This window comes from Lactococcus cremoris subsp. cremoris NBRC 100676, assembly GCF_001591705.1.
Classification (GTDB): domain Bacteria; phylum Bacillota; class Bacilli; order Lactobacillales; family Streptococcaceae; genus Lactococcus; species Lactococcus cremoris.
This window is the reverse complement of record NZ_BCVK01000047.1, coordinates 1-22,904: the sequence shown is the minus strand read 5'-3', so window position 1 is coordinate 22,904 and position 22,904 is coordinate 1. Positions and strand designations below refer to the sequence as shown.

Below are 22,904 nucleotides of genomic sequence, written 5' to 3'. Positions count from 1 at the left end.
AATTAGATCAATTCCTTTTAATTTCAGCCTATCATGCAGTGACTGACCTAGATATCCCATATCTCCAAGGACTGTTGGTGTCCCAAATTGACTCAACACTTCCTCGGTCATTGAACTATCAGCCATTGAAGCAGGAGTAATTGTGTAGTCTATGACATAGCCTGATTCACTGACTAAAGCATGACATTTACATCCATAGAAGTACTGTCCCTTTGTAGCATTGTAGCCAACATTTGCATAATCTCCAAGACCTTTGCTTCTGAAATTACGAATAGGCTGACACAAAGGAATGGGGAAGCTGTCAATAATGGATACACTAATTCCTTCAACCTCTTTAAAGACGAGTGCTTGGCGAATGACTTGGATACTCGGTAAGAGGGCATTACAACGGCGGACAAAGCGAGAATATTCTAGGAAATTAGGAAATAAACTTTGAGCAAGTTGGTGCTTAGCTTTAAGCGTTTCACTAAAATGCAGTACGCCCCAGAGGTAACAAGCGATAACTAAGCAACCTGATGTTGCGAGATGGACGTTCTTTCGGTTTTGAACCTCAAGGGGAACCCTCGTTTGATAAAGCGTCTCAATGGTTGTCAGTAAATAAACAAAAACTTTTGGGAGTGTGCTATTATAAGTCATATAAGTCGTGCGCTTTCTAATGCTTAGTGGTTTAAGATTAGGATAGCACGACTTATTTATTTTCCAATGAACTTAACTAGCAATTCGGGTATAAATAACAAATATATCAAGCTTACCGTTAATCATTATATGGGAATACAGCAGTTAATATAAAATTTTGGTATAATTAAAGTAACGATATGAAAAGGAGGGGGAACTTTTGACCGACTTCAATCAATTTTTTAACCTTGAATTTTGGCAAAAAATTTTTGAATTGAATGAATCACCTCTGCGGATTGCTATTGCCGTATTAGATATTGCAATTGTCAGTTTTTTCCTTTACCAAGCGATTCGCTTTGTACAAGGAACAAAATTAATGACGCTTGTTCGTGGTGTGATTATTTTCATTTTTATTAGAATTATTGCTGGACTTATTGGACTTACAACAGTTGAGTGGCTACTCAATCAAGTCATCACTTACGGGGTTATTGCCGGAGTTATCATTTTTCAACCGGAAATTAGGCGAGCACTTGAAAGCTTGGGAAGAACAACCACTTTATTTACACCAACAAAAAAAGGGAGCTTAGATGGTCACATTTCAGCTTATGAAAAGTCATTTGCTTACATGTCTGAACGAAAGATTGGGGCATTGATTGCGATTGAGCAAGGACAAAACTTGAATGAATTTGTAAGTACCGGAATTCGGTTAGATGCTGATATTACCAGTGAACTACTTATTAATATCTTCATTCCCAATACGCCATTGCATGATGGCGCAGTCATTGTTCAGGGAAATAAAATAGCCGTGACAAGTGCCTACCTTCCCTTGACTGAGAAGTCAGGCATTTCAAAACAGTTTGGGACAAGACACCGGGCTGCAATTGGACTTTCTGAGGTTTCAGATGCTTTGATTTTGGTAGTCTCAGAAGAAACTGGCGGAATCTCAGTAGCACATAATGGCGAGTTTTTTTCCGATATTTCAAAAGAAAAATTTCATGATATTTTAGTCGCAATCTTAGTTCCTAAAGTTGAAAAAACAGTGAGAGGAACAGGAAGAATTAGAAAAAATAAGGTGGAGGAAAAGAAAAATGGCAAATAGATTTTTTAATTCCAAAACATTTTATATTTTAGCTTCTGTTTTCTTTGCAATTGTGCTTTTCTTTAATGCTAACGCTACATCTATTCGCAATCAAGGAACCAACCAATCTGGTGAAGTTTACACCGCAACAATTAATAATGTTCCAGTAGAATTAAAGTATAATTCTAATAAATACTTTGTCAGTGGTTATAACAGCAGTGCAACAGTTCATTTATCAGGATATAATCGACTTTCAATCACCAATGAAGAAAACTCAGATACTAGAAATTTCTTTTTAAGTGTTGATTTAACAAAATTGAAAACTGGTAAATTTGATGTTCCAATCAGAATTGAACAACTTCCAGGTGGGGTGACGGCAACAATTGAGCCTAAAACCATGAATATTACGGTGGAAGATAAAGCTAAAAAAGAATTAGAAGTGACCCCAAAAGCTGATTCAACTCAACTTCCAGAAGGATTTACGATAGATAGCCTTACTGTTAGTGATGAAAAAGTTAAGGTTACCGCAGGAAATGAAAGTATTCAAAAAATCTATGCAATTGAAGCAGCTTTGCCGAATGATGTTAATTTAACAGAAAACTATTCAGGCACAGTAACTCTTCACGCCGTAGATAGTGCAGGTAAAATTCTACCGGCACAAATTGAACCTTCAACAACACATTTAAAAGTTACAGTGAATAAGTTAACAAAAGATGTTCCAGTTAAAATAACACAAAAAGGAACACTTGATAAGACTTTATCAGAAGTGAAAACGAAAATTTCTGATAAAAATGTTACTTTGTCGGGTGAAAAAAGTGCTTTAGAAGCAATTAATAGTGTAGAAGGCACAGTAGATATTACAGGCATTGTGAAAGAAACAAAAATAACAGTTCCCTTACATGCAGCAGGAGTAAGTATAGATCCGCAAGAGGTTGAAGTTACTTTGACCCCGGTAAAAATCGGTATCTAATTTTTGATAACATATAAAAAGAATAAAAAATGGAGACAATAAAAATGGGTAAATATTTTGGAACAGACGGTGTTCGCGGAGAAGCAAATGTTGAATTAACGCCAGAAATGTCCTTTAAACTTGGTCGTTTTGGAGGCTATGTTCTCAGTCAACACGAATTGGAAACTCCCAAAGTATATGTTGGCCGTGATACACGAATTTCTGGGCAAATGCTTGCGAGTAGTTTGATTTCAGGACTTTTGTCTGTTGGGATTGAAGTTTATGATTTGGGAGTCATAGCGACACCTGGTGTTGCGTATTTGGTAAAAAAAGATGGAGCCTCTGCTGGAGTTATGATTTCGGCAAGTCATAATCCTGCATTAGATAATGGAATTAAATTCTTTGGTGGAGATGGCTACAAATTAGAAGATGAAAAAGAGCTCGAAATCGAAGCTTTGATTGATGCCAAAGAAGATACTTTGCCACGTCCATCAGCTCAAGGTTTGGGAATGCTTCATGATTATATTGAAGGCGTTCGTAAATACCAAGCTTTCTTAAAAACAACGGCTGAAGGTGACTTTGAAGGTTATAATGTGGTGCTTGACACTGCGAATGGTGCTTCATATACCTCAGCACGTGCCGTTTTTGCGGATTTGAAAGCTAATTTAACAGTGATTGGTGAAAATCCTGATGGACTTAATATCAATGTTAAAGTTGGTTCAACTCATCCTGAAGCGATGGCTAAAAAAGTTGTCGAAACAGGAAGTGACCTCGGACTTGCCTTTGATGGGGATGCTGACCGTTTAATTGCCGTTGATGAAAATGGTGAAATTGTTGATGGCGATAAAATTATGTTTATCGTTGGGAAGTATCTTCTTGAACAAGGTAAATTAGCACAAGATACTTTAGTAACAACAGTAATGTCTAATCTTGGATTCCACTTGGCACTTGAAGAAGCAGGAATTAATTCAGTAATTACAGCTGTTGGTGACCGTTATGTTGTTGAAGAAATGAAGAAAAATAAGTACAACTTCGGTGGTGAACAATCTGGTCATATGATTTTCCTTGATTACAACACGACTGGAGATGGTCAACTTTCAGCTATTCAATTATTAAAAGTAATGCGTGAAACGGGTAAAACTTTATCTGAATTAGCAAGTGAAGTTACAATTTATCCTCAAAAATTAGTTAACGTTCGTGTAAAAGACAATGCAGCTAAGAAATCAGCGATGGATGTGCCAGCTATTCAGAAAGTTATCTCAGAAATGGAAACTTCAATGAATGGTAAAGGACGTATTTTAGTTCGCCCTTCAGGTACTGAGCCCCTTTTACGTGTGATGGCTGAAGCTCCAACTCATGAACAAGTTGAGCATGTTGTGGATACAATTGTTGAAGTTGTTGAAGCGGAAATTGGTGTGAAATAAAGAAAAGACAAGGAGAATATTCTTCTTGTCTTTTTTCATATCCTAAAACTCTACCTACTGTGGTAGAGTTTTTTTATCTTTTTTGGCGTCTAGCAAACTCTGTAAAACGAAAACGGTCAACCTGATGTCGTGATTCAGTATACTGGAAAAGTGTATTATCGGCAAGATAGACATGAGATTTCACGGAAACAACATGATGGTCCTTCGGATTTAAATCAAGATATGTAAAATCATCTTCACAAGCAAAATCAATGGTAACTTCTTTTTGGGCATAGGCAATATCAAGCCCCAAAGCCCCTTCTAAATAATCGTAAGTAGAATTTTGGGCATGTTCGGGGGTCAAACCATCAGCGTATTTTTCTAAAAATAAATCCCAATCCAAAATGGAAAATTTACCATCTACTTTTCTTCTTCTAAGAATACTAAGGGCTTGGTCACCGATGGCGAATCCAGTAGTTTCTGAAAGAGCTGGGGTAATTTTTATACTTTCAAATTTTATTACTTCAGTTTCACTGTGAAAACCCATTGAAGTTTGCAATTCTTTATATGAAGTTAAGCCGGAAATAGGGAAAAGGAGCCGATCGTGAGCGAGGACAATGCTGCCATAGCCATGTCTTCTTTGGATGAGCCCTTTTTCTTCTAAAATTTTTAAAGCTTGTCTGACGGTTGAACGACTACTTTCATAACTAATAGAAAGTTCATTCTCGCTTGGAAGAATATCGTTCGTTTTATAGATATCATTAAAAATCTTTTTTTCTAAATCTTGCAAAATCACTTCATATTTCTTCATACTTTATATTTTATCATAAAAATAATTGTTAACGATTGCTGAAAACGTTTTTATGTGATACAATGATTTTGTTAACTTGTACGTACAACTGCAAAAGATAGGAGATTCTTATGTTTGGAATAGGAAAAAAGAAAGAATTGAGAGATGATAAAAGCCTTTATGCTCCAGTTTCTGGGGAAGTTATCAACCTTTCAACAGTCAACGACCCCGTATTTTCAAAAAAGATAATGGGAGACGGGTTCGCGGTTGAGCCAAAAGAAAATAAAATTTTTGCCCCGGTTCAAGGACATGCAATTGGTTTTAAACGTGCTGATGGCTTAGATGTACTTTTACATCTTGGAATTGATACAGTGGCTCTTAAAGGTCTTCCTTTTAAAATCAAGGTCAAAGTTGATGATATTGTCAATGGTGGTGATGAGCTTGGAAGCGTTGATTGGGCACAGATTGAAGCTGCAGGTTTAGATAAAACGACAATGGTTATCTTTACAAATACAAAAGATAAACTCTCTGAGTTCAATGTCAATTATGGACCAGTTACTTCTGGAAGTGAACTTGGTAAGGCAAGTGTTAAATAAAGAATAAAAATTTAAGGTTAGGTTAATCCATTTATAGGACAAAGAAGACGAGGGCTTTGTATATAAATTTTGTGACTATTAAACTCGTCAATTATTATTTTATATTATGAAATACTTCATAAATAATGAAGTAAAAGGAGAACTTATGGCAAATTATTCACAACTTGCGACAGAAATTATCGCAAATGTAGGTGGCGCTGAGAATGTCACAAAAGTTATTCACTGTATCACTCGTCTTCGTTTTACCTTGAAAGACAAAGATAAAGCAGATACGGCGGCGATTGAAGCCTTAACTGGTGTCGCTGGAGCTGTTTATAACTCAAACTTGAATCAATATCAAGTAGTTATTGGACAAGCTGTAGAAGATGTTTATGATGAGGTTGTTGAACAGCTTGGAGATTCAGTTGTTGATGAGGATGCAACGGCGCAAGCACTTGCTGCAACAGCACCGGCTAATGGTAAAAAACAAAATCCAATTGTTCATGCTTTCCAAGTGGTCATTGGGACAATTACAGGTTCGATGATTCCAATTATTGGTTTACTTGCGGCTGGTGGGATGATTAATGGATTATTAAGTATCTTTGTTAAAGGAAATCGTTTAATTGAAGTGATTGACCCTGCAAGTTCAACTTACGTCATTATCTCAACTCTTGCAATGACACCATTTTATTTCTTACCTGTTCTAGTAGGATTTTCAGCAGCAAAACAATTAGCGCCTAAAGATACTATTTTACAATTTATTGGTGCTGCTGTTGGTGGTTTCATGATTAATCCAGGGATTACTAACTTGGTAAATGCTCATGTTGGAACAAATGCGGCCGGTAAAAATGTTGTTGTTGAAGCAGCAGCTCCAGTAGCAAATTTCCTTGGAGTCACTTTTAATACGAGCTATTTTGGAATTCCGGTTGCTTTGCCAAGTTATGCCTATACAATTTTCCCAATCATTGTGGCGGTAGCAATCGCTAAACCTTTGAATGCTTGGTTGAAAAAGGTTTTACCACTTGCCTTGCGTCCAATTTTCCAACCGATGATTACTTTCTTTATCACTGCTTCAATCGTTTTACTCTTGGTTGGTCCTGTTATTTCAACAATTTCATCTGGTTTGTCATTCGTTATTGACCATATCTTGTCATTAAACTTAGGGATTGCAAGTATTATTGTCGGTGGTTTGTATCAATGTTTGGTTATCTTTGGTTTGCACTGGTTGGTTGTACCACTTATTTCACAAGAGTTGGCAGCAACAGGAGCAAGCTCACTTAATATGATTGTTAGCTTCACAATGCTTGCGCAAGGAGTTGGTGCCTTGACTGTCTTCTTTAAATCTAAAAAAGCTGACCTTAAAGGACTTTCTGCTCCAGCTGCCATTTCGGCTTTTTGTGGAGTAACTGAACCTGCCATGTACGGAATTAACTTGAAATATGTTCGTGTCTTCATCATGTCTTCAATTGGTGCAGCAATTGGTGCTGGTATTGCCGGATTTGGTGGCTTACAAATGTTTGGATTTTCAGGGTCATTGATTGGTTTTCCTAACTTTATCTCTAATCCATTGACGCATCATGCACCTGCGGGTAACTTAATGCTCTTCTGGATTGCCACTGCGGTATGTGCTGTTGCCACTTTCTTATTAGTTTGGTTCTTTGGTTACAAGGATACTGACGTCATGGGACAAGGAGTTGAACAAAAAAATGCATTTAAGGATGCTGTAAAATAATTAACAGAATTGTTTGGGAGCAGAGCGAATAAATTCTGCTTCCTTTAGTTTAATAAAGGGGGAGAAATGACTGATAAAGATTGGATGATCCAATATGACAAACAAGAAGTAGGGAAGCGTTCTTATGGGCAAGAATCTTTAATGTCATTGGGAAATGGTTATTTAGGGCTTCGTGGGGCGCCTTTGTGGGCAACTTGTTCGGATAATCATTATCCGGGACTCTATGTCGCAGGGGTCTTTAATCACACAAGTACAGAGGTTGCAGGTCATGATGTCATCAATGAAGATATGGTCAATTGGCCAAATCCACAATTGATTAAAGTTTATATTGATAATGAATTGGTTGACTTTGAGTCAGCAATTGAGAAAAATTCTTCGATTGATTTCAAAAATGGATTGCAAATTGAGAGCTATAATGTCAGTTTAGCCAAGGGAAGTTTGACTTTAGTGACCACAAAATTTGTTGATCCCATTCATTTTCACGATTTTGGATTCGTTGGAGAAATCATCGCTGATTTTTCTGGAAAATTGCGAATAGAAACTTTTATTGATGGTTCGGTATTGAATCAAAATGTTGAACGTTATCGGGCTTTTGACAGCAAAGAATTTGAAGTGACTCAAATTGCTGATGGACTTTTGGTGGCAAAAACTAGAACGACGGACATAGAATTAGCAGTTGCGACTAAAACTTATTTAAATGGTCAGCCATTGAAAAAAGTAGAATCTGGAAATTCTGAAATTTTTAAAGAATCCATTGAAGTTGATTTACTAAAAAACCAAGAAGTTCAGTTTGAAAAATCGATTGTTATTGCTAGTTCTTATGAAACCAAAAACCCTGTTGAATTTGTGCTGACAGAACTGGCAGCAACTTCTGTCAGTAAAATTCAGGAAAATAATGCAATTTATTGGGAGAAAGTATGGCAGGATGGCGATATTGTCATCGAATCTGATCATGCGGATTTGCAAAGAATGGTGCGAATGAATATTTTTCATATTCGCCAAGCGGCACAACACGGTGCTAATCAGTTTTTAGATGCGTCCGTAGGTTCGCGTGGATTGACTGGTGAAGGTTATCGAGGACATATTTTCTGGGATGAAATTTTTGTTCTGCCTTATTATGCGGCGAATGAATCAGAAACAGCGCGTGATTTGCTTTTGTACCGAATCAATCGATTGACTGCTGCACAGGAAAATGCAAAGTTTGATGGAGAAATAGGGGCAATGTTTCCTTGGCAATCCGGCTTAATTGGGGATGAACAGGCACAATTTGTTCATTTGAATACAGTAAATAATGAATGGGAACCAGATAATAGTCGCCGTCAAAGACATGTCAGCTTAGCTATTGTTTACAATCTGTGGATTTACTTACAGCTGACAGATGATGAAAGTATTTTGACTGACGGTGGATTGGATTTGCTCATTGAAACCACGAAGTTTTGGTTAAATAAAGCCGAGCTGGGTGCTGATAACCGCTATCATATCGCTGGTGTCATGGGTCCTGATGAATATCATGAGGCTTATCCAGGGCAAGAAGGTGGTATTTGCGATAATGCTTATACGAATTTGATGCTGACTTGGCAGTTAAATTGGCTGACAGAGCTGTCAGTGAAAGGTTTTGAAATTCCAGCAGATTTGCTTGAAGAGTCACAAAAAGTTCGGGAAAATCTTTATTTAGATATTGATGAGAATGGTGTGATTGCCCAATATGCTAAGTATTTTGAGCTTAAAGAAGTTGATTTTGCAGCTTATGAAGCAAAATATGGCGATATTCATCGGATTGACCGTTTGATGAAGGCTGAGGGAATTTCGCCTGACGAATATCAAGTGGCTAAACAAGCTGATACCTTGATGTTAATGTACAATTTGGATCATGAACATGTGACCAAATTGGTCAAACAATTAGGTTATGAGCTACCCAAAAATTGGTTGAAAGTTAATCGTGATTATTATCTTGCACGAACTGTTCATGGTTCAACGACATCACGTCCAGTTTTTGCTGGGATTGATGTCAAATTGGGTGATTTTGATGAAGCGCTTGACTTTTTAATCACTGCGATTGGAAGTGATTACTATGATATTCAAGGCGGAACCACGGCCGAAGGGGTTCACATTGGGGTTATGGGAGAAACACTTGAAGTGATTCAAAATGAATTTGCCGGTTTAACACTACGTGATGGATACTTTTCAATTGCTCCGCATTTACCAAAAAGTTGGACCAAATTGAAATTCAGTCAAATTTTCAAAGGTTGTCAAGTGGAAATTTTGATTAAAAAAGGTCAATTATTACTGACAGCTTCATCAGACTTGCTGATTAAAGTTTATGATGAGGAAGTTCAGTTAAAAGCAGGAGTACAAGCTAATTTTGATTTAAAATAAATGTTTTTGCTCTTAATAAAGTTTTGATACAAGGATTTACAATTATTTTTTGATAAAAAAATTACTGACAGAAATGAAAAAAATTCTGTCAGTAATTTTGGAAAGTCATTCTAAAAAATTAATTTTAAAATGACGAGAAAGAAGGTAAAAAGATGTTTAAAGCAGTATTGTTTGATTTAGATGGCGTAATTACAGATACCGCAGAGTATCATTATAGAGCATGGAAAGCTTTAGCTGAGGGAATTGGCATTAATGGTGTCGATCGTCAGTTCAATGAGCAACTTAAAGGAGTTTCTCGTGAAGATTCTCTACAGAAAATTTTAGATTTGGCTGGCAAAAAAGTATCGGCAGAAGAATTTAAGGCACTAGCTCAAAGAAAAAATGATAACTATGTGACTATGATTCAAGATGTTTCCCCAGCTGTTGTTTATCCCGGAATCTTACAATTACTCAAAGATTTGCGTTCTAATCATATCAAGATTGCTTTAGCTTCTGCCTCAAAAAATGGGCCATTTTTATTGGAAGGGATGGCCTTGACTGAATATTTTGATGCGATTGCAGATCCAGCAGAAGTTGCGGCATCTAAACCAGCTCCAGATATTTTTATTGTGGCAGCTCATGCCGTTGGTGTAAAACCGACCGAATCAATTGGTTTAGAGGATTCTCAAGCTGGAATTCAAGCGATTAAAGATTCAGGGGCGCTACCAATTGGAGTTGGGCGACCAGAGGATTTGGGAAATGATATCGTCGTTGTAGCTGACAATTCTCATTATACTTTGGATTTTCTTAAAGAAGTTTGGTTAAAAGAAAAAGGATAGTTTCTATTTAAAACGACCAAAATTTTGTCAAAAAAATGCCCCAGTTGAGTGGGCATTTTAATTTTTTATTTGTCTTTCTAACCAATCTGAGGCCCAAGAGAACCAACGATGAACTGATTCAAGACAATAATCATCAGAAGGGGCTGTTGTCCGATTCGCCAAGGAAATGCCATGTGGTCCTGCTTCAAAAAAATGAGCTTCAAATGGGACTTGGTGTTTGGACAGGCGGTCACAATATTTAAGACTGTTATAGATAGGAACACTTGCATCATCAGCGGTATGCCAGATGAAAGTAGGGGGTGTAGCCGAAGTCACTTTTTCTGAAATATTGTATTCTGAAATATTTTCAATTTCAAAGTTAAAATGTGATAAATCACTTGGCCAACCAAAAGTGAAGGAAGTAACAGGGTAACAAAGAATTACACCCTTTGGTCGATAAATTTGTTCAGAATTGCCATACCAAGCGGCTAAATGTCCTCCAGCTGAACAGCCAAGTAAAAAGACATGTTCGGGATTAATTTGCCATTGTTCATGATGTTGATTAATCAAAGCAAAAACCGCCTGAACTTCAGTAATATTTTGAGAGAGAAAATTATAATCAGTTCCTTTGTTCATCACTGTATAGTTAAGAATAAAAACTTGATAACCCTGTGCAAGAAAAGCAAGCGTAAGTGGGTCAGCTTCTCTGTTGGAAATATGTTGATAGCCACCTCCTGGGCAAATAATGATGGCTGGAAAAGTATAATTTTCTTCTGGACGTGGATTTTGAAGTTGATAAAAATCAACCCAAGGAGTATCATTCAAAGAAAACGTTGATTTATTCATAGGTTTATTGTACCAAAAAAAATATGAAAGAAATATGAAACAGACTCGATGTTTATTTAATACATTCCTATATTTTAAGTTCGTTTAAGAAAAATATCATAGAATTTTAGTATGAAGAAAATTATTTATGGCATAGGACTAATCAGTCTGCTTAATGTTGGAACAATTGCTTATGGAGAAACAGCAACAGGGACATCAGCAAGTTCAGCAGAGACAACTGCTCAAAGTTCCACAGGGAATTCTACAAGTCAAAGCTCAAGCAATTCGGCAAGTAGTAGTTCACAAAATACAAGTTCTAGTGATGGGACAAATTCGACAAGTCAAAGTCAAACACAGACTAGTACAACTGCGCAAAATCAAACAGATACTAATGGGCAAAATCAGAATCAAACTCCTCCAGTAGCCGAAAGTCGGGATAATTCAACAGATAAAAACTCTGGAAGTCAAAAAGAAACTAAAAATTCAACAACGATTATCAATGAAACGGTCAATAATAATGCTAAAGGAAATAATATTCTTTTAATGACGCTAACAAGTTTGTCGGCGTCAGTGACAATTATAGGGGGGATTATTGCTCTCGTTCGTCATTTGCGTGGTCAAGGGAAGAAAAAAAGTTCTGTCAGTAAAACCAAAGCTCCTAAAAATGGCAGTGCTCTTTCAAGTTCACTGACAGATTCACCAGTGAATTCAGATAAAACGCAAAATCATGAAAATCCACTGACAGAAACTCAACAAATAAATTTACAAGCGGATGAACTTTTGAAAAATCATAAAAAGCAGCAAAAAGAGTATCGTCGCAGAAGAAGATAAAAATCCGTTTAACGGTTTTTTATTTTGCTCAAATTTATGAGAGGGGTTCAATAAACTACACTAATAAATTAATTGTGTACAAACCTACTGAAGCTCAGCAAAAAAATTATAGTCTTTGCTTTATCGGCTCCCAATCTGGGATGTGATATAATAAAATCATGAAATTTAACGAAGAAGAAATGTTACAATTTGCTCAAAAATTGGGAAGAAAATTAGAAGCACAAGATGTGATTGTTTTAACCGGTGAACTTGGAGCTGGGAAAACGACTTTTACCAAAGGATTGGCCCTAGGTTTAGATATTCATCAAATGGTTAAAAGTCCGACTTATACAATTGTAAGAACACTTGATGGTCGACTTCCCCTTCATCACATGGACGTTTATCGAATTGGTGATGATCCAGATAGTTTTGATTTGGATGATTATTTATTTGGTGATGGCGTTTCAGTTATTGAGTGGGGGGAAATGCTCGGAGCTGATTTGCCAGAAAATTATCTTGAAGTCATTTTTGATAAGTATTCTCCAGATTTAATCAATGACCAAGAACGCGAGATTATCTTGAAAGCACATGGAAAAAGATACGAGGAGCTTATCAATAATTTATGACTACAGAACTAATTGTCAGAGAAGCAAGCGGATTAGATAGCCCAAAAGTAATTGACTTTCTTAACAAAGTGGGTGCCGAAAGTAATTTCTTGACCATTGATGAAGTAGGAATTCTGATGTCCGAAGCAGGAATGACAGAGTTTCTAAATCAACAAGCCGAAAAGGACAATAATGCCTATTTTATTGCTTTCGTTGGTGAGGAAATTGCTGGAGTTTTACACCTGACAGCAGATTATCATTATCGAGTTCGCCATATCGCAGAACTCTTTATCGCTGTGGCCCAAGATTTTCAGGGCTATGGGATTGGCTCGATTTTATTAGAAGATGCTCTTGACTGGATAAAAGAAGTTGGGATTATCAAACGGCTAGAATTAACTGTCCAAGCACGCAATCATAAAGCACGACATCTTTATGAAAAATTTGATTTTGCATTAGAAGCCACCAAAAAATGGGGGGCAAGAGATGAAAATGGTCAATTCATTGATATTTGCGACTATGTATTATTTTTTGACTAATGACTGACCTTTTTGTTAGTAAAACTAAATATAATTAAAGAAAAATTAAAATCTAATTTTTCTTTTTTTGTTGTGAAAAATCAGAATTTTGATATAATGCTAATATGAAGCTTTGGATAAAAACACTTCTCATGCTAGGAAGTATCATTTTAGTAACGGCAATTGCTGCGGGCGGATATACATTAACCGTCTTAAACAGTACAACAAAAGCCTTTAAAATGACTTACACGAATGCTGGGAATAAACAAACAGAACAAGTCATTCAGGAGACTAAACCTCTGACCATCCTACTTATGGGAGTCGATACAGGAGGCGAAGGTCGTGGGACTTCCGATTCTTGGAATGGGAATTCTGACTCACAGATTCTGATGACACTTAATCCTAAAACGCACACGACAACAATGGTTTCAATTGAACGTGATACAATGACTAATATTTTGGATGGTGACGGAAACATCGTCTCTAAACAAAAAATGAATGCAGCTTATCCCCTAGGTTATAACTCAGGGTCATCTTCTGATGGTTTGAAAAATGCTGTCAGTTATGCCATGAAGACAATTGGAGCTCAAACGGGTATTAATATTGATAGCTTTGCAACTGTAAATTTTGATGGTTTAGTCAATATGGTTGATAATGTAGGTGGGATTGATATTAACAATACTACGGGTCAAACCTTATACATCTCAGATACAGAGCCGCAATACACTGCGAAAGTTCCACCAGGAAAACAACACATTAATGGGGACCAAGCTTTAGTTTATACTCGGGACCGTCATCATTTGCCAAATGGAGACTACGGTCGGGCTGCTCATCAGCGCGAAGTTATCGCCGCTCTCATGAAAAAAGTCTTGGCTTTAGATAATATTACTCGCTATGAGCAATTTTTGAATGAAGCTTCAAAAGATTTTAGAACCAATATTCCAATTAATGCCTCAACGATTACTTCTTTATTAGGCTACAAAGATTGCTTTAATAAAGTAGTTTCTGTCCAATATGAAGGAATAGGCGAAATGGTTGATGGAACTTCCTATCAATTTATGCCGACAGATATCTACCTTGCGATGCAAAATATCATGAAGAAATCGCTTGATGAATCAACTGTAACGACTTTACCAAGTAGCTTGATTACTTATGAATCGGTATTTGGTTCAGGTACAGCACCATTTTACTATCTACCTTCAGCTACTGTGACTGAAAAAGGAAAGACAACAGAAACTTACGGAGTAGATACTCAAGGAAATCTTGTTTCTTTGAATTCTAAAAACTCAGGAAATTATGTTTCGACAAGTGGGGGCTCAGTTCAGTCGGACTCAAGTTCAGGCTCCTCTAGCTCATCAAGTGACTCTACAGTAACATCAAGTTCTGATTCGACCTATCAGCAAAATGATACTTACAATGATGGCTATAATAATAGTAATAATACGACTACTTATGGTAATGGAACAGATGATACCACTGCTGGAGGATACGGCACAGGTCAATAATTGAAAAAAGTAAGAGAATATGATAAACTTGTTTCTGTCAGTGATTTATAACTTAATAAATTTACTGACAGAAATTAATTGGTCCGATAGCTCAGCTGGCTCGAAGTATATCTTCGAGGTTGTGAATAAAGAAAATTTAAATTTTCTTCCTCACTATCCAGTCGAGCTGTCTCTCTTACATTTGGTCCGATAGCTCAGCTGGATAGAGCATTCGCCTTCTAAGCGAACGGTCGAGGGTTCGAATCCCCCTCGGATCATGGTGCCAAACCTCGCCCCACCTTCGTAGTGGGGCATTTTTTTATGCCATTTTTTAGAATTGTCAAAGTCCATATTGAAAAAGGATAAACCACCATAAAAAAAGAAAATAAAGTCGCATGAAAAATTGTGCTATAATAGAAAAATGACAAGATACAAAGCCACAATAGCCTATGATGGAACCGATTTTGCAGGTTTTCAAAGCCAAACAAATCAACGCACAGTTCAAGAAGAAATTGAAAAAGTATTAAGCAAATTAAATTCTTTTGAGCCCGTTATTTTACAAGGCTCTGGCAGAACGGATTCAGGAGTTCATGCCTTTGGTCAAGTGATTCATTTTGACCTAAATGACAAAGCGCGTGATTTGGAGCGCTTGCGTTTTGGGCTAGACACTCAGACACCAGCAGATATTGCGGTAAAAAAAGTAGAACTTGTCCCAGATGATTGGCATGCAAGATACCAAAAACATGAAAAAACCTATGAGTATTATTTGGAAAATTCAGTGACTCGTAGCCCTTTTCACAGACATTCTAAAGCTTATTTTCGTTATCCGCTTAATTTTGAACTGATGCAAGGAGCAATGGCAAAATTAGTTGGTCAACACGATTTTACGGGTTTTACTGCCTCTGGTTCATCAGTTGATGACAAGGTGCGAACCATTTATCAAGCAGAAATTATTCAACTTGATAAAGAAAATTTCAAATTTATATTTCGTGGTAATGGTTTTTTGTATAAACAAGTCCGAAATATGGTTGGTACCGTCATTAAAATCGGCAATGACCGAATGCCTGTCAGTCAAATTGATAAGATTTTGACCAGCAAAAATAGAAATTTTGCAGGACCAACAGCAGCGCCTGAGGGCTTATATCTTAAAGAAGTCAAATATGAACCAATAAATGAAATTTAAAAAATACTTTTAATAAAAATTACTGGAGAGAAAATGGCAGAGGAATTAGCACAAACAAAAAAAATTCTAACAATTGCAGGTTCAGATATTCTTTCTGGAGGCGGAATGCAAGCAGATTTAGCCACATTTGCGGCAAATGGCTTATATGGTTTTTGTGCTTTAACAAGTATTGTAACCGTCAAAGAAGACAAGTTTTTTGTTCACCCCGTAGATGAGGAAATTTTCCAAGAAGAACTTGAAAGTTTGACTGATATTGATTTTTCAGCTATAAAGATTGGCTTATTACCTAATAAAAAAATACTAGAGATGACGAAAAAGTGGCTGACAGCTCTGTCAGTAAAATCGCCAGTGCCTATTATCTTAGATCCGGTTATTGTTTTTAAAGAAAATGCAGACTATTCTGTCAGTGAAATGCGCGAACTATTCATCAGCCAATTATTTCCACTAGCAACAGTCATTACGCCAAATCTAAAAGAGGCAGAGATTCTAACGGGGCTGTCAGTAAAAACTGAGGCAGATATGAAAGCAGCAGCTAAACTTTTACATCGTTTTGGTGCCAAAAATGTAATCATAAAAGGTGGAAATCGATTTGATCAAAAACAAGCGATTGACTTTGCTTATGATGGGAAAGATTTTTATCAATTAGCAAGTCCGCTTTTAAAGAAAAACAATAATGGAGCTGGCTGTACATTTGCCTCTTCTATTGCAAGTCAGATGGCTGAGGAAAATTCTTTTAAAGATTCGGTCGAAAAAGCAAAAGACTTCGTCTATCAAGCTATTCAAAATTCTAATGAATTTGGTGTTTTTCAAAATAAAAAGTAAATTTCCAAAAGCAAACCAAACTTCTAGGGAAATTAGGAGATGAAACTCATGGACAACAAAAATATAAAAAAATTAACTTTACTTGCGATTTGGACAGCTATTACCTTTGTTCTTGGTCGCCTGTTTACTTTTCCAATCCCTGGCTCGGCAGGAAATATTTTAACCCTCTTGGATGTCGGAATTTATACAGCGGTCTTTCTTTTTGGCAAACGAGAGGCAGCAATAATTGGGGGCTTTGCAGCTTTTCTTCTTGATTTGACCGCGGGCTTTAGTAATTATATGTTTTTCAGCCTGATTATTCATGGAGGCCAAGGCTATCTAGCTGGCTTGACAAGATATAAATGGCTCAACTTTTTGCTGAGTCTTCTAGTTATGGTTGGAGGGTACTTTATTGTTGGTGGCTTAATGTATGGCTGGGGTTCGGCCATTGCTGGACTTTGGGTCAATATTGTCCAAGTTATCGTTGGCTTTGTTTTGGCTAAAGTCTTAAGCCCACTTATTGAAAGGACAGGTATTTTAAATGGATTTAGAAAAGCTTAAAGAAGAAACACAAATAATTATTGATGATGTTTTGAAACAAACAGAGATTAAATCAGGACAGGTTTTTGTGCTTGGACTCTCATCATCTGAAGTCAATGGTGGTCTGATTGGTCATGCAAGTTCAGCCGAAATAGGTCAGGTTATCGTTTCTGTTATTCACAAGACCCTATCTGACAAGGGAATTTATTTAGCCGTTCAAGCTTGTGAACATCTCAATCGAGCCTTGCTCATTGAAGAAGAATTAGCTGACAAAAAAGACTGGGAAATTGTTTCTGTTGTTCCTCAGCTTCATGCTGGAGGAAGTGGTCAAGTTGCAGCTTACCAACTTTTTAAATCTCCTGTCGAAGTAGAGCACATCGTTGCTCAAGCAGGTTTGGATATTGGGGATACAAGTATTGGTATGCATGTCAAACACGTGCAAATCCCTGTACGTCCGATTTCAAAAGAACTAGGTGGCGCTCATGTTACGTCCCTCAAATCACGTCCTAAACTTATTGGTGGAGAACGTGCGAGGTATGAATAAATGAAAGAGATGCTAATCATGACCCCGGGTCCAACCGCTGTGGCTGAAAATGTTCGTCTAGCAAGAGCGAAAGTAACAACAAATCCAGATATTGATTTAGAATTTTATGATTTCTATAAAAGGACTTGCGATAAACTTGCTCAATTTTTAAAAACTAAAAATGACCTTAGAATTCTGGCGGGGGAAGGAATTTTAGGTTTGGAAGCAGCCTGTGCTTCATTGACTGAATCAGGCGACCGTGTACTTGTTCTTGATAATGGTATCTTTGGTCATGGATTCGCTGAATTTGTTGAACTATATGGTGGCCAAGCTCTATTGCTTCAAAGTTCAGAAAAAGAAGCCTTTGACATAGAAATTTTAGAAAAATTTTTAGAAAAAGACCATGATTTTAAATATGCTACAATTGTTCATTGTGATACGCCGTCTGGTGTATTAAATGACCTTTCCAAGATTTGTCCCCTTCTCAAAAAATATGGAATTCTTACTGTTGTAGACTCCGTTGCTGCCATGGGAGGCGAAGATTTACAAGTAGATAATTGGCAAATTGATATTGCACTTGGAGGCTCACAGAAAGTTTTATCGGCTCCACCTGGATTAACGATTGTTTCTATCTCTCCTCTTGCTTACCAAGCAATGGAAAATAGACAAAGCCCTATTGCGAGTTTTTATTGTAATCTCCTGACTTTTAAAGATTATTATGAAAAAAAATGGTTTCCTTACACAATGCCAATTTCAGACATTTATGGATTAGACCAAGCCGTAGACAATATTCTTTTTGACCAAGAAATCTTGAAGCGCCATGCGATGATTGGTAAAGCCACAAGAAAAGCGATAAAGAACTCCCCATTAGAACTTTATTTACAAAACGGCTATTCTAATACTGTCAGTGTTATAAAAGTACCAAATGGTCTGAATGACCAAGAACTTTTAAGAAAAATGCGCCAAGATTATCAAGTGATGATAACAGGTTCTTTTGACCGTTTAGCTGGTAAAGTTTTGCGCATTGGACATATGGGTGAAAATGCTAGAACTAGCAAAGTGGCTTATAGCCTCTATGCCCTTCAAAAAGTATTAGAAGAATCAGGTCTTAAATTTAAAACGAGCTTACAGGAAGATTTTTTGCAAGCACTTAAGTGAAAAAGGTAATGATAAAAAATGTAGAAGCTAAAATCTGGCAATTTCGTCATTAAAATCTACTGATTACAAAAAAGGAAAAATAGAAATGCCCGATATTACTGGGCTTCATAAAAAATTAAAAACAGACTTTTGACAAAAAAGGAAAAATCAGATATAATTATTTTCGGGCACTGGTTTTTTATTATAAAAAAATCAGTAACGGTAGGCTCCCCTCTGGGGAGCTGTTTTTGTTTTTCCCAGTTATTTCTGTTTTGTAAAAAGATAAGAGGAGATTTAGATGTCAACTAAGTATATTTTCGTCACTGGTGGTGGTACTTCGTCAATGGGTAAAGGGATCGTAGCGGCATCGCTCGGTCGTTTGCTTAAAAACCGTGGACTTAAAGTCACTGTCCAAAAATTTGACCCATACCTTAACATCGACCCAGGGACAATGAGTCCTTATCAACATGGTGAAGTCTTTGTTACTGATGATGGTGCTGAAACTGACCTTGACCTTGGTCACTATGAACGTTTCATTGACATCAATTTAAATAAATATTCAAACGTTACTTCCGGTAAAGTTTACAGTGAGATTCTTCGTAAAGAACGTAAAGGAGAATATCTCGGAGCAACTGTCCAAATGGTACCGCATGTGACTAACATGTTGAAAGAAAAAATCAAACGTGCAGCAACAACAACTGATGCTGATATTATTATCACTGAGGTTGGTGGGACTGTTGGTGATATGGAAAGCTTGCCATTTATTGAAGCTTTGCGCCAAATGAAAGCCGAAGTTGGTGCTGACAATGTCATGTACATTCACACTGTTCCAATTCTTCACTTGCGTGCCGCTGGCGAATTGAAAACTAAGATCGCACAAAATGCGACTAAGACACTTCGTGAATATGGTATTCAAGCCAACATGCTTGTATTACGTAGTGAAGTGCCGATCACGACAGAAATGCGTGATAAAATTGCAATGTTCTGTGACGTAGCACCAGAAGCAGTGATTCAATCACTTGATGTGGAACATCTTTATCAAATTCCATTGAACCTTCAAGCACAAAATATGGACCAAATCGTTTGTGACCATTTGAAACTTGATGCACCAAAAGCAGATATGGCAGAATGGTCAGCAATGGTTGACCATGTCATGAATCTTAAGAAAAAAGTGAAAATCGCTTTGGTTGGTAAATATGTAGAGTTGCCAGATGCTTATATTTCAGTGACTGAAGCTCTTAAACATGCAGGCTATGCATCTGATGCCGAAGTTGATATTAACTGGGTCAATGCCAACGATGTGACCGATGAGAATGTTGCTGAACTTGTTGGAGACGCAGCTGGAATTATCGTGCCTGGTGGCTTTGGTCAACGTGGAACAGAAGGTAAGATTGCAGCAATCAAATATGCGCGTGAAAATGACGTTCCAATGCTTGGAATTTGTCTTGGAATGCAATTGACAGCAGTAGAATTTGCCCGTAATGTTCTTGGACTTGAAGGAGCTCATTCATTTGAATTGGACCCTGAAACAAAATATCCAGTCATTGACATCATGCGCGACCAAGTTGATGTTGAAGACATGGGTGGAACATTACGTCTTGGACTTTACCCAGCAAAATTGAAAAATGGTTCACGCGCTAAAGCAGCCTACAATGATGCTGAAGTGGTTCAACGTCGTCACCGTCACCGTTATGAATTTAATAACAAATATCGTGAAGACTTTGAAAAAGCTGGTTTCGTATTCTCAGGAGTTTCACCAGACAACCGTTTGGTTGAAATTGTTGAACTTTCTGATAAAAAATTCTTCGTGGCATGTCAATATCACCCAGAATTACAATCACGTCCCAACCGTCCAGAAGAACTCTACACAGAATTTATTCGTGTAGCTGTTGAAAATAGTAAATAAGCTAAAACTTGTAAAACTCTCCTTAACTCAGGAGAGTTTTTTATTTTGTTTAAATAATCAGAATATTACAAATAAAATATTGTCTTATAATTTTCTTTGTGGTACAATGAGCTTATAAAATCAAGAATAGCTCAACCATGGGGTTTGTAGTTATAAAAATTACAAATAATGATTTGCTATTTTTTATAAAAACTAAAAAAAGGAAAAACACATGAAAAAACTTCATTGGAAAATCAGCTTAGTTTTACTTACTGTTTTTCTGCTTATCCCTTACGCAGGAGAGTTTAGCATCCTAAAAGTCAAAGCAGATGAAACAGGGCAGACGGAAATATCCAGTTCATCATCTGCCACGTCGGACGCTCAAAGTTCAGAAGTTAAAAATTCCGAGCAAAAGCAAGCTCCGACAGAACCGACACCACCGCCTTCATTCACGGGGACTTTGAGCGATATGATAGACCAAGTCTATCCGTCAATGTCCATTGTTCCAAAACCCAGCCCAAAATCTTTTGTAAGTGATGATGGTGTCACAATCAACGGACAATTTTACTCTAACGCAGAATTTGATGCCCTTCTTGACAAAATGACGCTCGCACCTAATGCGCCAGAGTTTACAGTGGACGCAAACGGTCAGATACATTTTGACTATGATTTGCGTATTTTCCCCCTTGCTGCACCAATATTCGTTGCCGCACTTCCGATAATCGGAAAAGTTTTTGTGACAGGCGCCACGATTATCGTAGGCGGTCTTATGATAAACGAGAACAACAAGGAGTGGAATAAGGTTACCTCTCGGCTCAATGCGGCGCAGAGAGCAAAAGTTGAGGCTGAAAAAGCGAAAGCTAAGGCAAAAGCTAAGCCTACCACATCAAAAAAGACAGCTAAAGATGGCGAAGATGAAATGACAGCGGACGAAATTATTTCCAAACTAAGAAAAGCAAGCATCCGTAGAGAGTTTCCTAAAGAATATCTCAATAAAAAATGGAAAGATATCAAAAATGCTGCTGATAAAGGAAACGCAGTCGCTAGAAAGGCCAAGAAACTATTACAAGATGGACGATTCAAAAAATAAACACGTATATTCTATTGTGCTTCTAAAAGAGGCAATTATCAAAAACCCTGTCGTTACTAAAGACCACAAACTTTTTGAAGAGAGCCTTATTTTGATTTCCATTTCTGAAAACTTACTAAGAGATAAAGAGAAATTTTTAATTTTTATCCGTAATTTGGTGCAAAATAATGAGGAAATTTACCCTAATGAGTTTGGAGAAATGGTCATTTGGAAACTTGCAAAAATAATTGATGTATTTGAAATTAGCGAGGATATAGAATTTTCTTTACCATTTCAAGAAGTGTATAGTCGCTTTCTTGAAATGCCTGCAAATGCGAGTATTGATGATGTTGTTAATAAATTTTATTCCGATTACGTATGGGAAGATAAAGAGATGTAAAAATGAAAGAATATTATTTAATTCGCTTTTTGATGGAAAATAAAGAAACTTATTGTATATGGTGTTCAGATATCAAAGATAGCTTGCTTACTCATGGTGAAAAATTGCTTTCTTTTTCAAATTTACAATCAGTCAAAAAATACTGTGCTGAAAATAAAATTGAACTTTCGAGTTCAGATGTTAGTACATATAATATTATTGAATTAAAAAATTTAATGGTTAAAAATGATGTTTCAAATTATAATTTATATCTTGATTTTTGGAACATTATTAATGATGCAATGCGTTCAGTTGAACAAGATTTTATTGGCGACGATAAGCTGTATGTTGGTATTTATGATAAATTATTTTTTGGACTAAATTTACTGATAAGACCCGAAGATGAAAAGTACATTCCTGTTTGGTCGCAAGAGGAAATATTAAAATTAAAAGAAATAATGAATATGGGAATTGATTTTTTTGACTGCCAGTTTCAAGAGAGGATTTTATGATGGACAAGAAAATTATTTATCGTCTTAGTCATGAGCATGATAAGTATGTAGAATATGAATTTAAATTATTAGGATATTATTCTAACTTAGAAAAACTGAAAGAAGCTATTTTACGCTACAAAAAGTTGGAAGGTTTTAAAGAGAATCCTATTGATTATTTTAAAATGAGATTAGTCATTGTTGATGAGGATAATGATTATATCAATGGTTTTGAAGCATATGAAGAACAGAAAAATGGTCGTTCTTTTGAAAATGAACAATTTTTAACAGACGCTTTGAAACAGTTTGAAAACGATCATATTAATGGTAATGAATTGAAAC

23 protein-coding genes, 1 tRNA gene and 1 pseudogene are annotated in these 22,904 nt (G+C 36.6%); 22 read left to right on the top strand and 3 right to left on the bottom strand.

Translation table 11 applies throughout. The features are described from left to right. Positions 1 to 636, bottom strand: a 636-nt coding sequence (locus LLA01S_RS08940) for an IS982 family transposase (protein ID WP_061778182.1), incomplete at its 3' end; no start/stop codon positions are given. Positions 637 to 835: 199 nt separating this feature from the next. Here LLA01S_RS08940 and cdaA point away from each other — a divergent pair. The 3 genes from cdaA to glmM are packed head-to-tail and all read left to right on the top strand — an operon-like array spanning position 836 to position 4,066. Next, positions 836 to 1,714 (top strand): diadenylate cyclase CdaA, encoded by an 879-nt coding sequence (gene cdaA / locus LLA01S_RS08935; protein WP_011675498.1) that lies wholly within the window; start codon positions 836 to 838, stop codon positions 1,712 to 1,714. Then, positions 1,704 to 2,663 (top strand): CdaR family protein, encoded by a 960-nt coding sequence (locus LLA01S_RS08930; RefSeq protein WP_061778181.1) that lies wholly within the window; start codon positions 1,704 to 1,706, stop codon positions 2,661 to 2,663. Before cdaA ends, LLA01S_RS08930 begins: the two co-directional genes overlap by 11 nt. 44 nt (positions 2,664 to 2,707) lie before the next feature. Further along, complete coding sequence (gene glmM, locus LLA01S_RS08925; protein ID WP_061778180.1) at positions 2,708 to 4,066, top strand: phosphoglucosamine mutase; 1,359 nt, start codon at positions 2,708 to 2,710, stop codon at positions 4,064 to 4,066. A gap of 73 nt (positions 4,067 to 4,139) precedes the next feature. On the opposite strand, the gene treR is transcribed toward glmM, so the two are convergent. Continuing rightward, positions 4,140 to 4,856 (bottom strand): trehalose operon repressor, encoded by a 717-nt coding sequence (gene treR / locus LLA01S_RS08920; protein WP_014572071.1) that lies wholly within the window; start codon positions 4,854 to 4,856, stop codon positions 4,140 to 4,142. Positions 4,857 to 4,966: 110 nt separating this feature from the next. On the opposite strand from treR, the gene LLA01S_RS08915 reads away from it, so the two are divergent. The 4 genes from LLA01S_RS08915 to pgmB all read left to right on the top strand — a co-directional run bounded on the left by LLA01S_RS08915 (position 4,967) and on the right by pgmB (position 10,336). Beyond that, positions 4,967 to 5,431 carry a PTS sugar transporter subunit IIA gene (locus LLA01S_RS08915; protein ID WP_061778179.1) on the top strand — a complete coding sequence of 155 codons (465 nt, stop codon included), beginning with the start codon at positions 4,967 to 4,969 and terminating at the stop codon, positions 5,429 to 5,431. Between the two features lie 145 nt (positions 5,432 to 5,576). Then, positions 5,577 to 7,142, top strand: coding sequence for a PTS transporter subunit EIIC (locus tag LLA01S_RS08910; RefSeq protein WP_021212834.1), 1,566 nt, complete (start codon positions 5,577 to 5,579; stop codon positions 7,140 to 7,142). 66 nt (positions 7,143 to 7,208) lie between these two features. Beyond that, on the top strand, positions 7,209 to 9,518 hold the full coding sequence (locus tag LLA01S_RS08905) for a glycoside hydrolase family 65 protein (protein WP_061778178.1): 2,310 nt from the start codon (positions 7,209 to 7,211) through the stop codon (positions 9,516 to 9,518). Positions 9,519 to 9,670: 152 nt separating this feature from the next. Further along, positions 9,671 to 10,336, top strand: coding sequence for a beta-phosphoglucomutase (pgmB, locus tag LLA01S_RS08900; RefSeq protein WP_061778177.1), 666 nt, complete (start codon positions 9,671 to 9,673; stop codon positions 10,334 to 10,336). A 57-nt stretch (positions 10,337 to 10,393) separates the two neighbouring features. Here pgmB and LLA01S_RS08895 read toward each other — a convergent pair whose 3' ends face one another. Next, positions 10,394 to 11,161 carry an alpha/beta hydrolase gene (locus LLA01S_RS08895; protein ID WP_061778176.1) on the bottom strand — a complete coding sequence of 256 codons (768 nt, stop codon included), beginning with the start codon at positions 11,159 to 11,161 and terminating at the stop codon, positions 10,394 to 10,396. A gap of 111 nt (positions 11,162 to 11,272) precedes the next feature. On the opposite strand from LLA01S_RS08895, the gene LLA01S_RS08890 reads away from it, so the two are divergent. From LLA01S_RS08890 to LLA01S_RS08820, 15 genes and pseudogenes are all read left to right on the top strand, one after another. Continuing rightward, entirely contained in the window at positions 11,273 to 11,971 is a 699-nt protein-coding gene (locus LLA01S_RS08890; RefSeq protein WP_011675507.1) for a hypothetical protein, read from the top strand. Positions 11,972 to 12,129: 158 nt separating this feature from the next. After that, positions 12,130 to 12,576, top strand: coding sequence for a tRNA (adenosine(37)-N6)-threonylcarbamoyltransferase complex ATPase subunit type 1 TsaE (gene tsaE / locus LLA01S_RS08885; RefSeq protein ID WP_011675508.1), 447 nt, complete (start codon positions 12,130 to 12,132; stop codon positions 12,574 to 12,576). Further along, a complete protein-coding gene (locus LLA01S_RS08880) occupies positions 12,573 to 13,091 on the top strand; it encodes a GNAT family N-acetyltransferase (protein ID WP_011675509.1) in 519 nt (172 codons plus the stop codon). The genes tsaE and LLA01S_RS08880 overlap by 4 nt, the downstream gene beginning before the upstream one ends. A 104-nt stretch (positions 13,092 to 13,195) precedes the next feature. Further along, positions 13,196 to 14,575 carry an LCP family protein gene (locus LLA01S_RS08875; RefSeq protein WP_032950883.1) on the top strand — a complete coding sequence of 460 codons (1,380 nt, stop codon included), beginning with the start codon at positions 13,196 to 13,198 and terminating at the stop codon, positions 14,573 to 14,575. A 183-nt stretch (positions 14,576 to 14,758) separates the two neighbouring features. Then, positions 14,759 to 14,832, top strand: a tRNA-Arg gene (locus tag LLA01S_RS08870). A gap of 143 nt (positions 14,833 to 14,975) precedes the next feature. Then, complete coding sequence (truA, locus tag LLA01S_RS08865; RefSeq protein WP_061778175.1) at positions 14,976 to 15,737, top strand: tRNA pseudouridine(38-40) synthase TruA; 762 nt, start codon at positions 14,976 to 14,978, stop codon at positions 15,735 to 15,737. A 33-nt stretch (positions 15,738 to 15,770) separates the two neighbouring features. After that, the gene (locus LLA01S_RS08860; RefSeq protein WP_031286631.1) at positions 15,771 to 16,559 is read left to right on the top strand and encodes a bifunctional hydroxymethylpyrimidine kinase/phosphomethylpyrimidine kinase; all 789 of its coding nucleotides are present in this window, start codon (positions 15,771 to 15,773) and stop codon (positions 16,557 to 16,559) included. A 39-nt stretch (positions 16,560 to 16,598) separates the two neighbouring features. Then, the gene (locus LLA01S_RS08855; RefSeq protein ID WP_015082080.1) at positions 16,599 to 17,099 is read left to right on the top strand and encodes an ECF transporter S component; all 501 of its coding nucleotides are present in this window, start codon (positions 16,599 to 16,601) and stop codon (positions 17,097 to 17,099) included. Beyond that, positions 17,080 to 17,622 carry a TIGR01440 family protein gene (locus tag LLA01S_RS08850; protein WP_011675514.1) on the top strand — a complete coding sequence of 181 codons (543 nt, stop codon included), beginning with the start codon at positions 17,080 to 17,082 and terminating at the stop codon, positions 17,620 to 17,622. Before LLA01S_RS08855 ends, LLA01S_RS08850 begins: the two co-directional genes overlap by 20 nt. Further along, positions 17,623 to 18,759: a pyridoxal-phosphate-dependent aminotransferase family protein gene (locus LLA01S_RS08845; RefSeq protein ID WP_021165924.1), complete on the top strand. Its 1,137-nt coding sequence runs from the start codon at positions 17,623 to 17,625 to the stop codon at positions 18,757 to 18,759. It abuts the gene before it with no gap. A gap of 277 nt (positions 18,760 to 19,036) precedes the next feature. Then, positions 19,037 to 20,644 (top strand): CTP synthase, encoded by a 1,608-nt coding sequence (gene pyrG, locus LLA01S_RS08840; RefSeq protein WP_011675516.1) that lies wholly within the window; start codon positions 19,037 to 19,039, stop codon positions 20,642 to 20,644. A 211-nt stretch (positions 20,645 to 20,855) separates the two neighbouring features. Beyond that, complete coding sequence (locus LLA01S_RS08835; RefSeq protein WP_061778174.1) at positions 20,856 to 21,713, top strand: hypothetical protein; 858 nt, start codon at positions 20,856 to 20,858, stop codon at positions 21,711 to 21,713. Beyond that, entirely contained in the window at positions 21,694 to 22,092 is a 399-nt protein-coding gene (locus tag LLA01S_RS08830) for a DUF4288 domain-containing protein (RefSeq protein ID WP_011675518.1), read from the top strand. Before LLA01S_RS08835 ends, LLA01S_RS08830 begins: the two co-directional genes overlap by 20 nt. A gap of 2 nt (positions 22,093 to 22,094) precedes the next feature. Further along, the gene (locus LLA01S_RS08825) at positions 22,095 to 22,583 is read left to right on the top strand and encodes a hypothetical protein (protein WP_015082083.1); all 489 of its coding nucleotides are present in this window, start codon (positions 22,095 to 22,097) and stop codon (positions 22,581 to 22,583) included. After that, positions 22,580 to 22,904 (top strand): annotated as a pseudogene (locus LLA01S_RS08820) (hypothetical protein); the annotation flags it as partial. The gene LLA01S_RS08825 and the pseudogene LLA01S_RS08820, both read left to right, overlap by 4 nt.

What these genes read in the sequence shown, in the direction of transcription:
- LLA01S_RS08855 (WP_015082080.1), top strand. Translation starts at nt 16,599, where the DNA reads ATGAAACTCATGGACAACAAAAATATAAAAAAATTAACTTTACTTGCG.
- LLA01S_RS08910 (WP_021212834.1), top strand. Translation starts at nt 5,577, where the DNA reads ATGGCAAATTATTCACAACTTGCGACAGAAATTATCGCAAATGTAGGT.
- LLA01S_RS08915 (WP_061778179.1), top strand. Translation starts at nt 4,967, where the DNA reads ATGTTTGGAATAGGAAAAAAGAAAGAATTGAGAGATGATAAAAGCCTT.
- truA (WP_061778175.1), top strand. Translation starts at nt 14,976, where the DNA reads ATGACAAGATACAAAGCCACAATAGCCTATGATGGAACCGATTTTGCA.
- treR (WP_014572071.1), bottom strand. Translation starts at nt 4,856, where the DNA reads ATGAAGAAATATGAAGTGATTTTGCAAGATTTAGAAAAAAAGATTTTT.
- LLA01S_RS08835 (WP_061778174.1), top strand. Translation starts at nt 20,856, where the DNA reads ATGAAAAAACTTCATTGGAAAATCAGCTTAGTTTTACTTACTGTTTTT.
- LLA01S_RS08880 (WP_011675509.1), top strand. Translation starts at nt 12,573, where the DNA reads ATGACTACAGAACTAATTGTCAGAGAAGCAAGCGGATTAGATAGCCCA.
- LLA01S_RS08875 (WP_032950883.1), top strand. Translation starts at nt 13,196, where the DNA reads ATGAAGCTTTGGATAAAAACACTTCTCATGCTAGGAAGTATCATTTTA.
- LLA01S_RS08825 (WP_015082083.1), top strand. Translation starts at nt 22,095, where the DNA reads ATGAAAGAATATTATTTAATTCGCTTTTTGATGGAAAATAAAGAAACT.
- LLA01S_RS08850 (WP_011675514.1), top strand. Translation starts at nt 17,080, where the DNA reads ATGGATTTAGAAAAGCTTAAAGAAGAAACACAAATAATTATTGATGAT.
- pyrG (WP_011675516.1), top strand. Translation starts at nt 19,037, where the DNA reads ATGTCAACTAAGTATATTTTCGTCACTGGTGGTGGTACTTCGTCAATG.
- pgmB (WP_061778177.1), top strand. Translation starts at nt 9,671, where the DNA reads ATGTTTAAAGCAGTATTGTTTGATTTAGATGGCGTAATTACAGATACC.
- LLA01S_RS08905 (WP_061778178.1), top strand. Translation starts at nt 7,209, where the DNA reads ATGACTGATAAAGATTGGATGATCCAATATGACAAACAAGAAGTAGGG.
- LLA01S_RS08845 (WP_021165924.1), top strand. Translation starts at nt 17,623, where the DNA reads ATGAAAGAGATGCTAATCATGACCCCGGGTCCAACCGCTGTGGCTGAA.
- glmM (WP_061778180.1), top strand. Translation starts at nt 2,708, where the DNA reads ATGGGTAAATATTTTGGAACAGACGGTGTTCGCGGAGAAGCAAATGTT.
- LLA01S_RS08860 (WP_031286631.1), top strand. Translation starts at nt 15,771, where the DNA reads ATGGCAGAGGAATTAGCACAAACAAAAAAAATTCTAACAATTGCAGGT.
- LLA01S_RS08930 (WP_061778181.1), top strand. Translation starts at nt 1,704, where the DNA reads ATGGCAAATAGATTTTTTAATTCCAAAACATTTTATATTTTAGCTTCT.
- LLA01S_RS08830 (WP_011675518.1), top strand. Translation starts at nt 21,694, where the DNA reads ATGGACGATTCAAAAAATAAACACGTATATTCTATTGTGCTTCTAAAA.
- LLA01S_RS08890 (WP_011675507.1), top strand. Translation starts at nt 11,273, where the DNA reads ATGAAGAAAATTATTTATGGCATAGGACTAATCAGTCTGCTTAATGTT.
- tsaE (WP_011675508.1), top strand. Translation starts at nt 12,130, where the DNA reads ATGAAATTTAACGAAGAAGAAATGTTACAATTTGCTCAAAAATTGGGA.
- LLA01S_RS08895 (WP_061778176.1), bottom strand. Translation starts at nt 11,161, where the DNA reads ATGAATAAATCAACGTTTTCTTTGAATGATACTCCTTGGGTTGATTTT.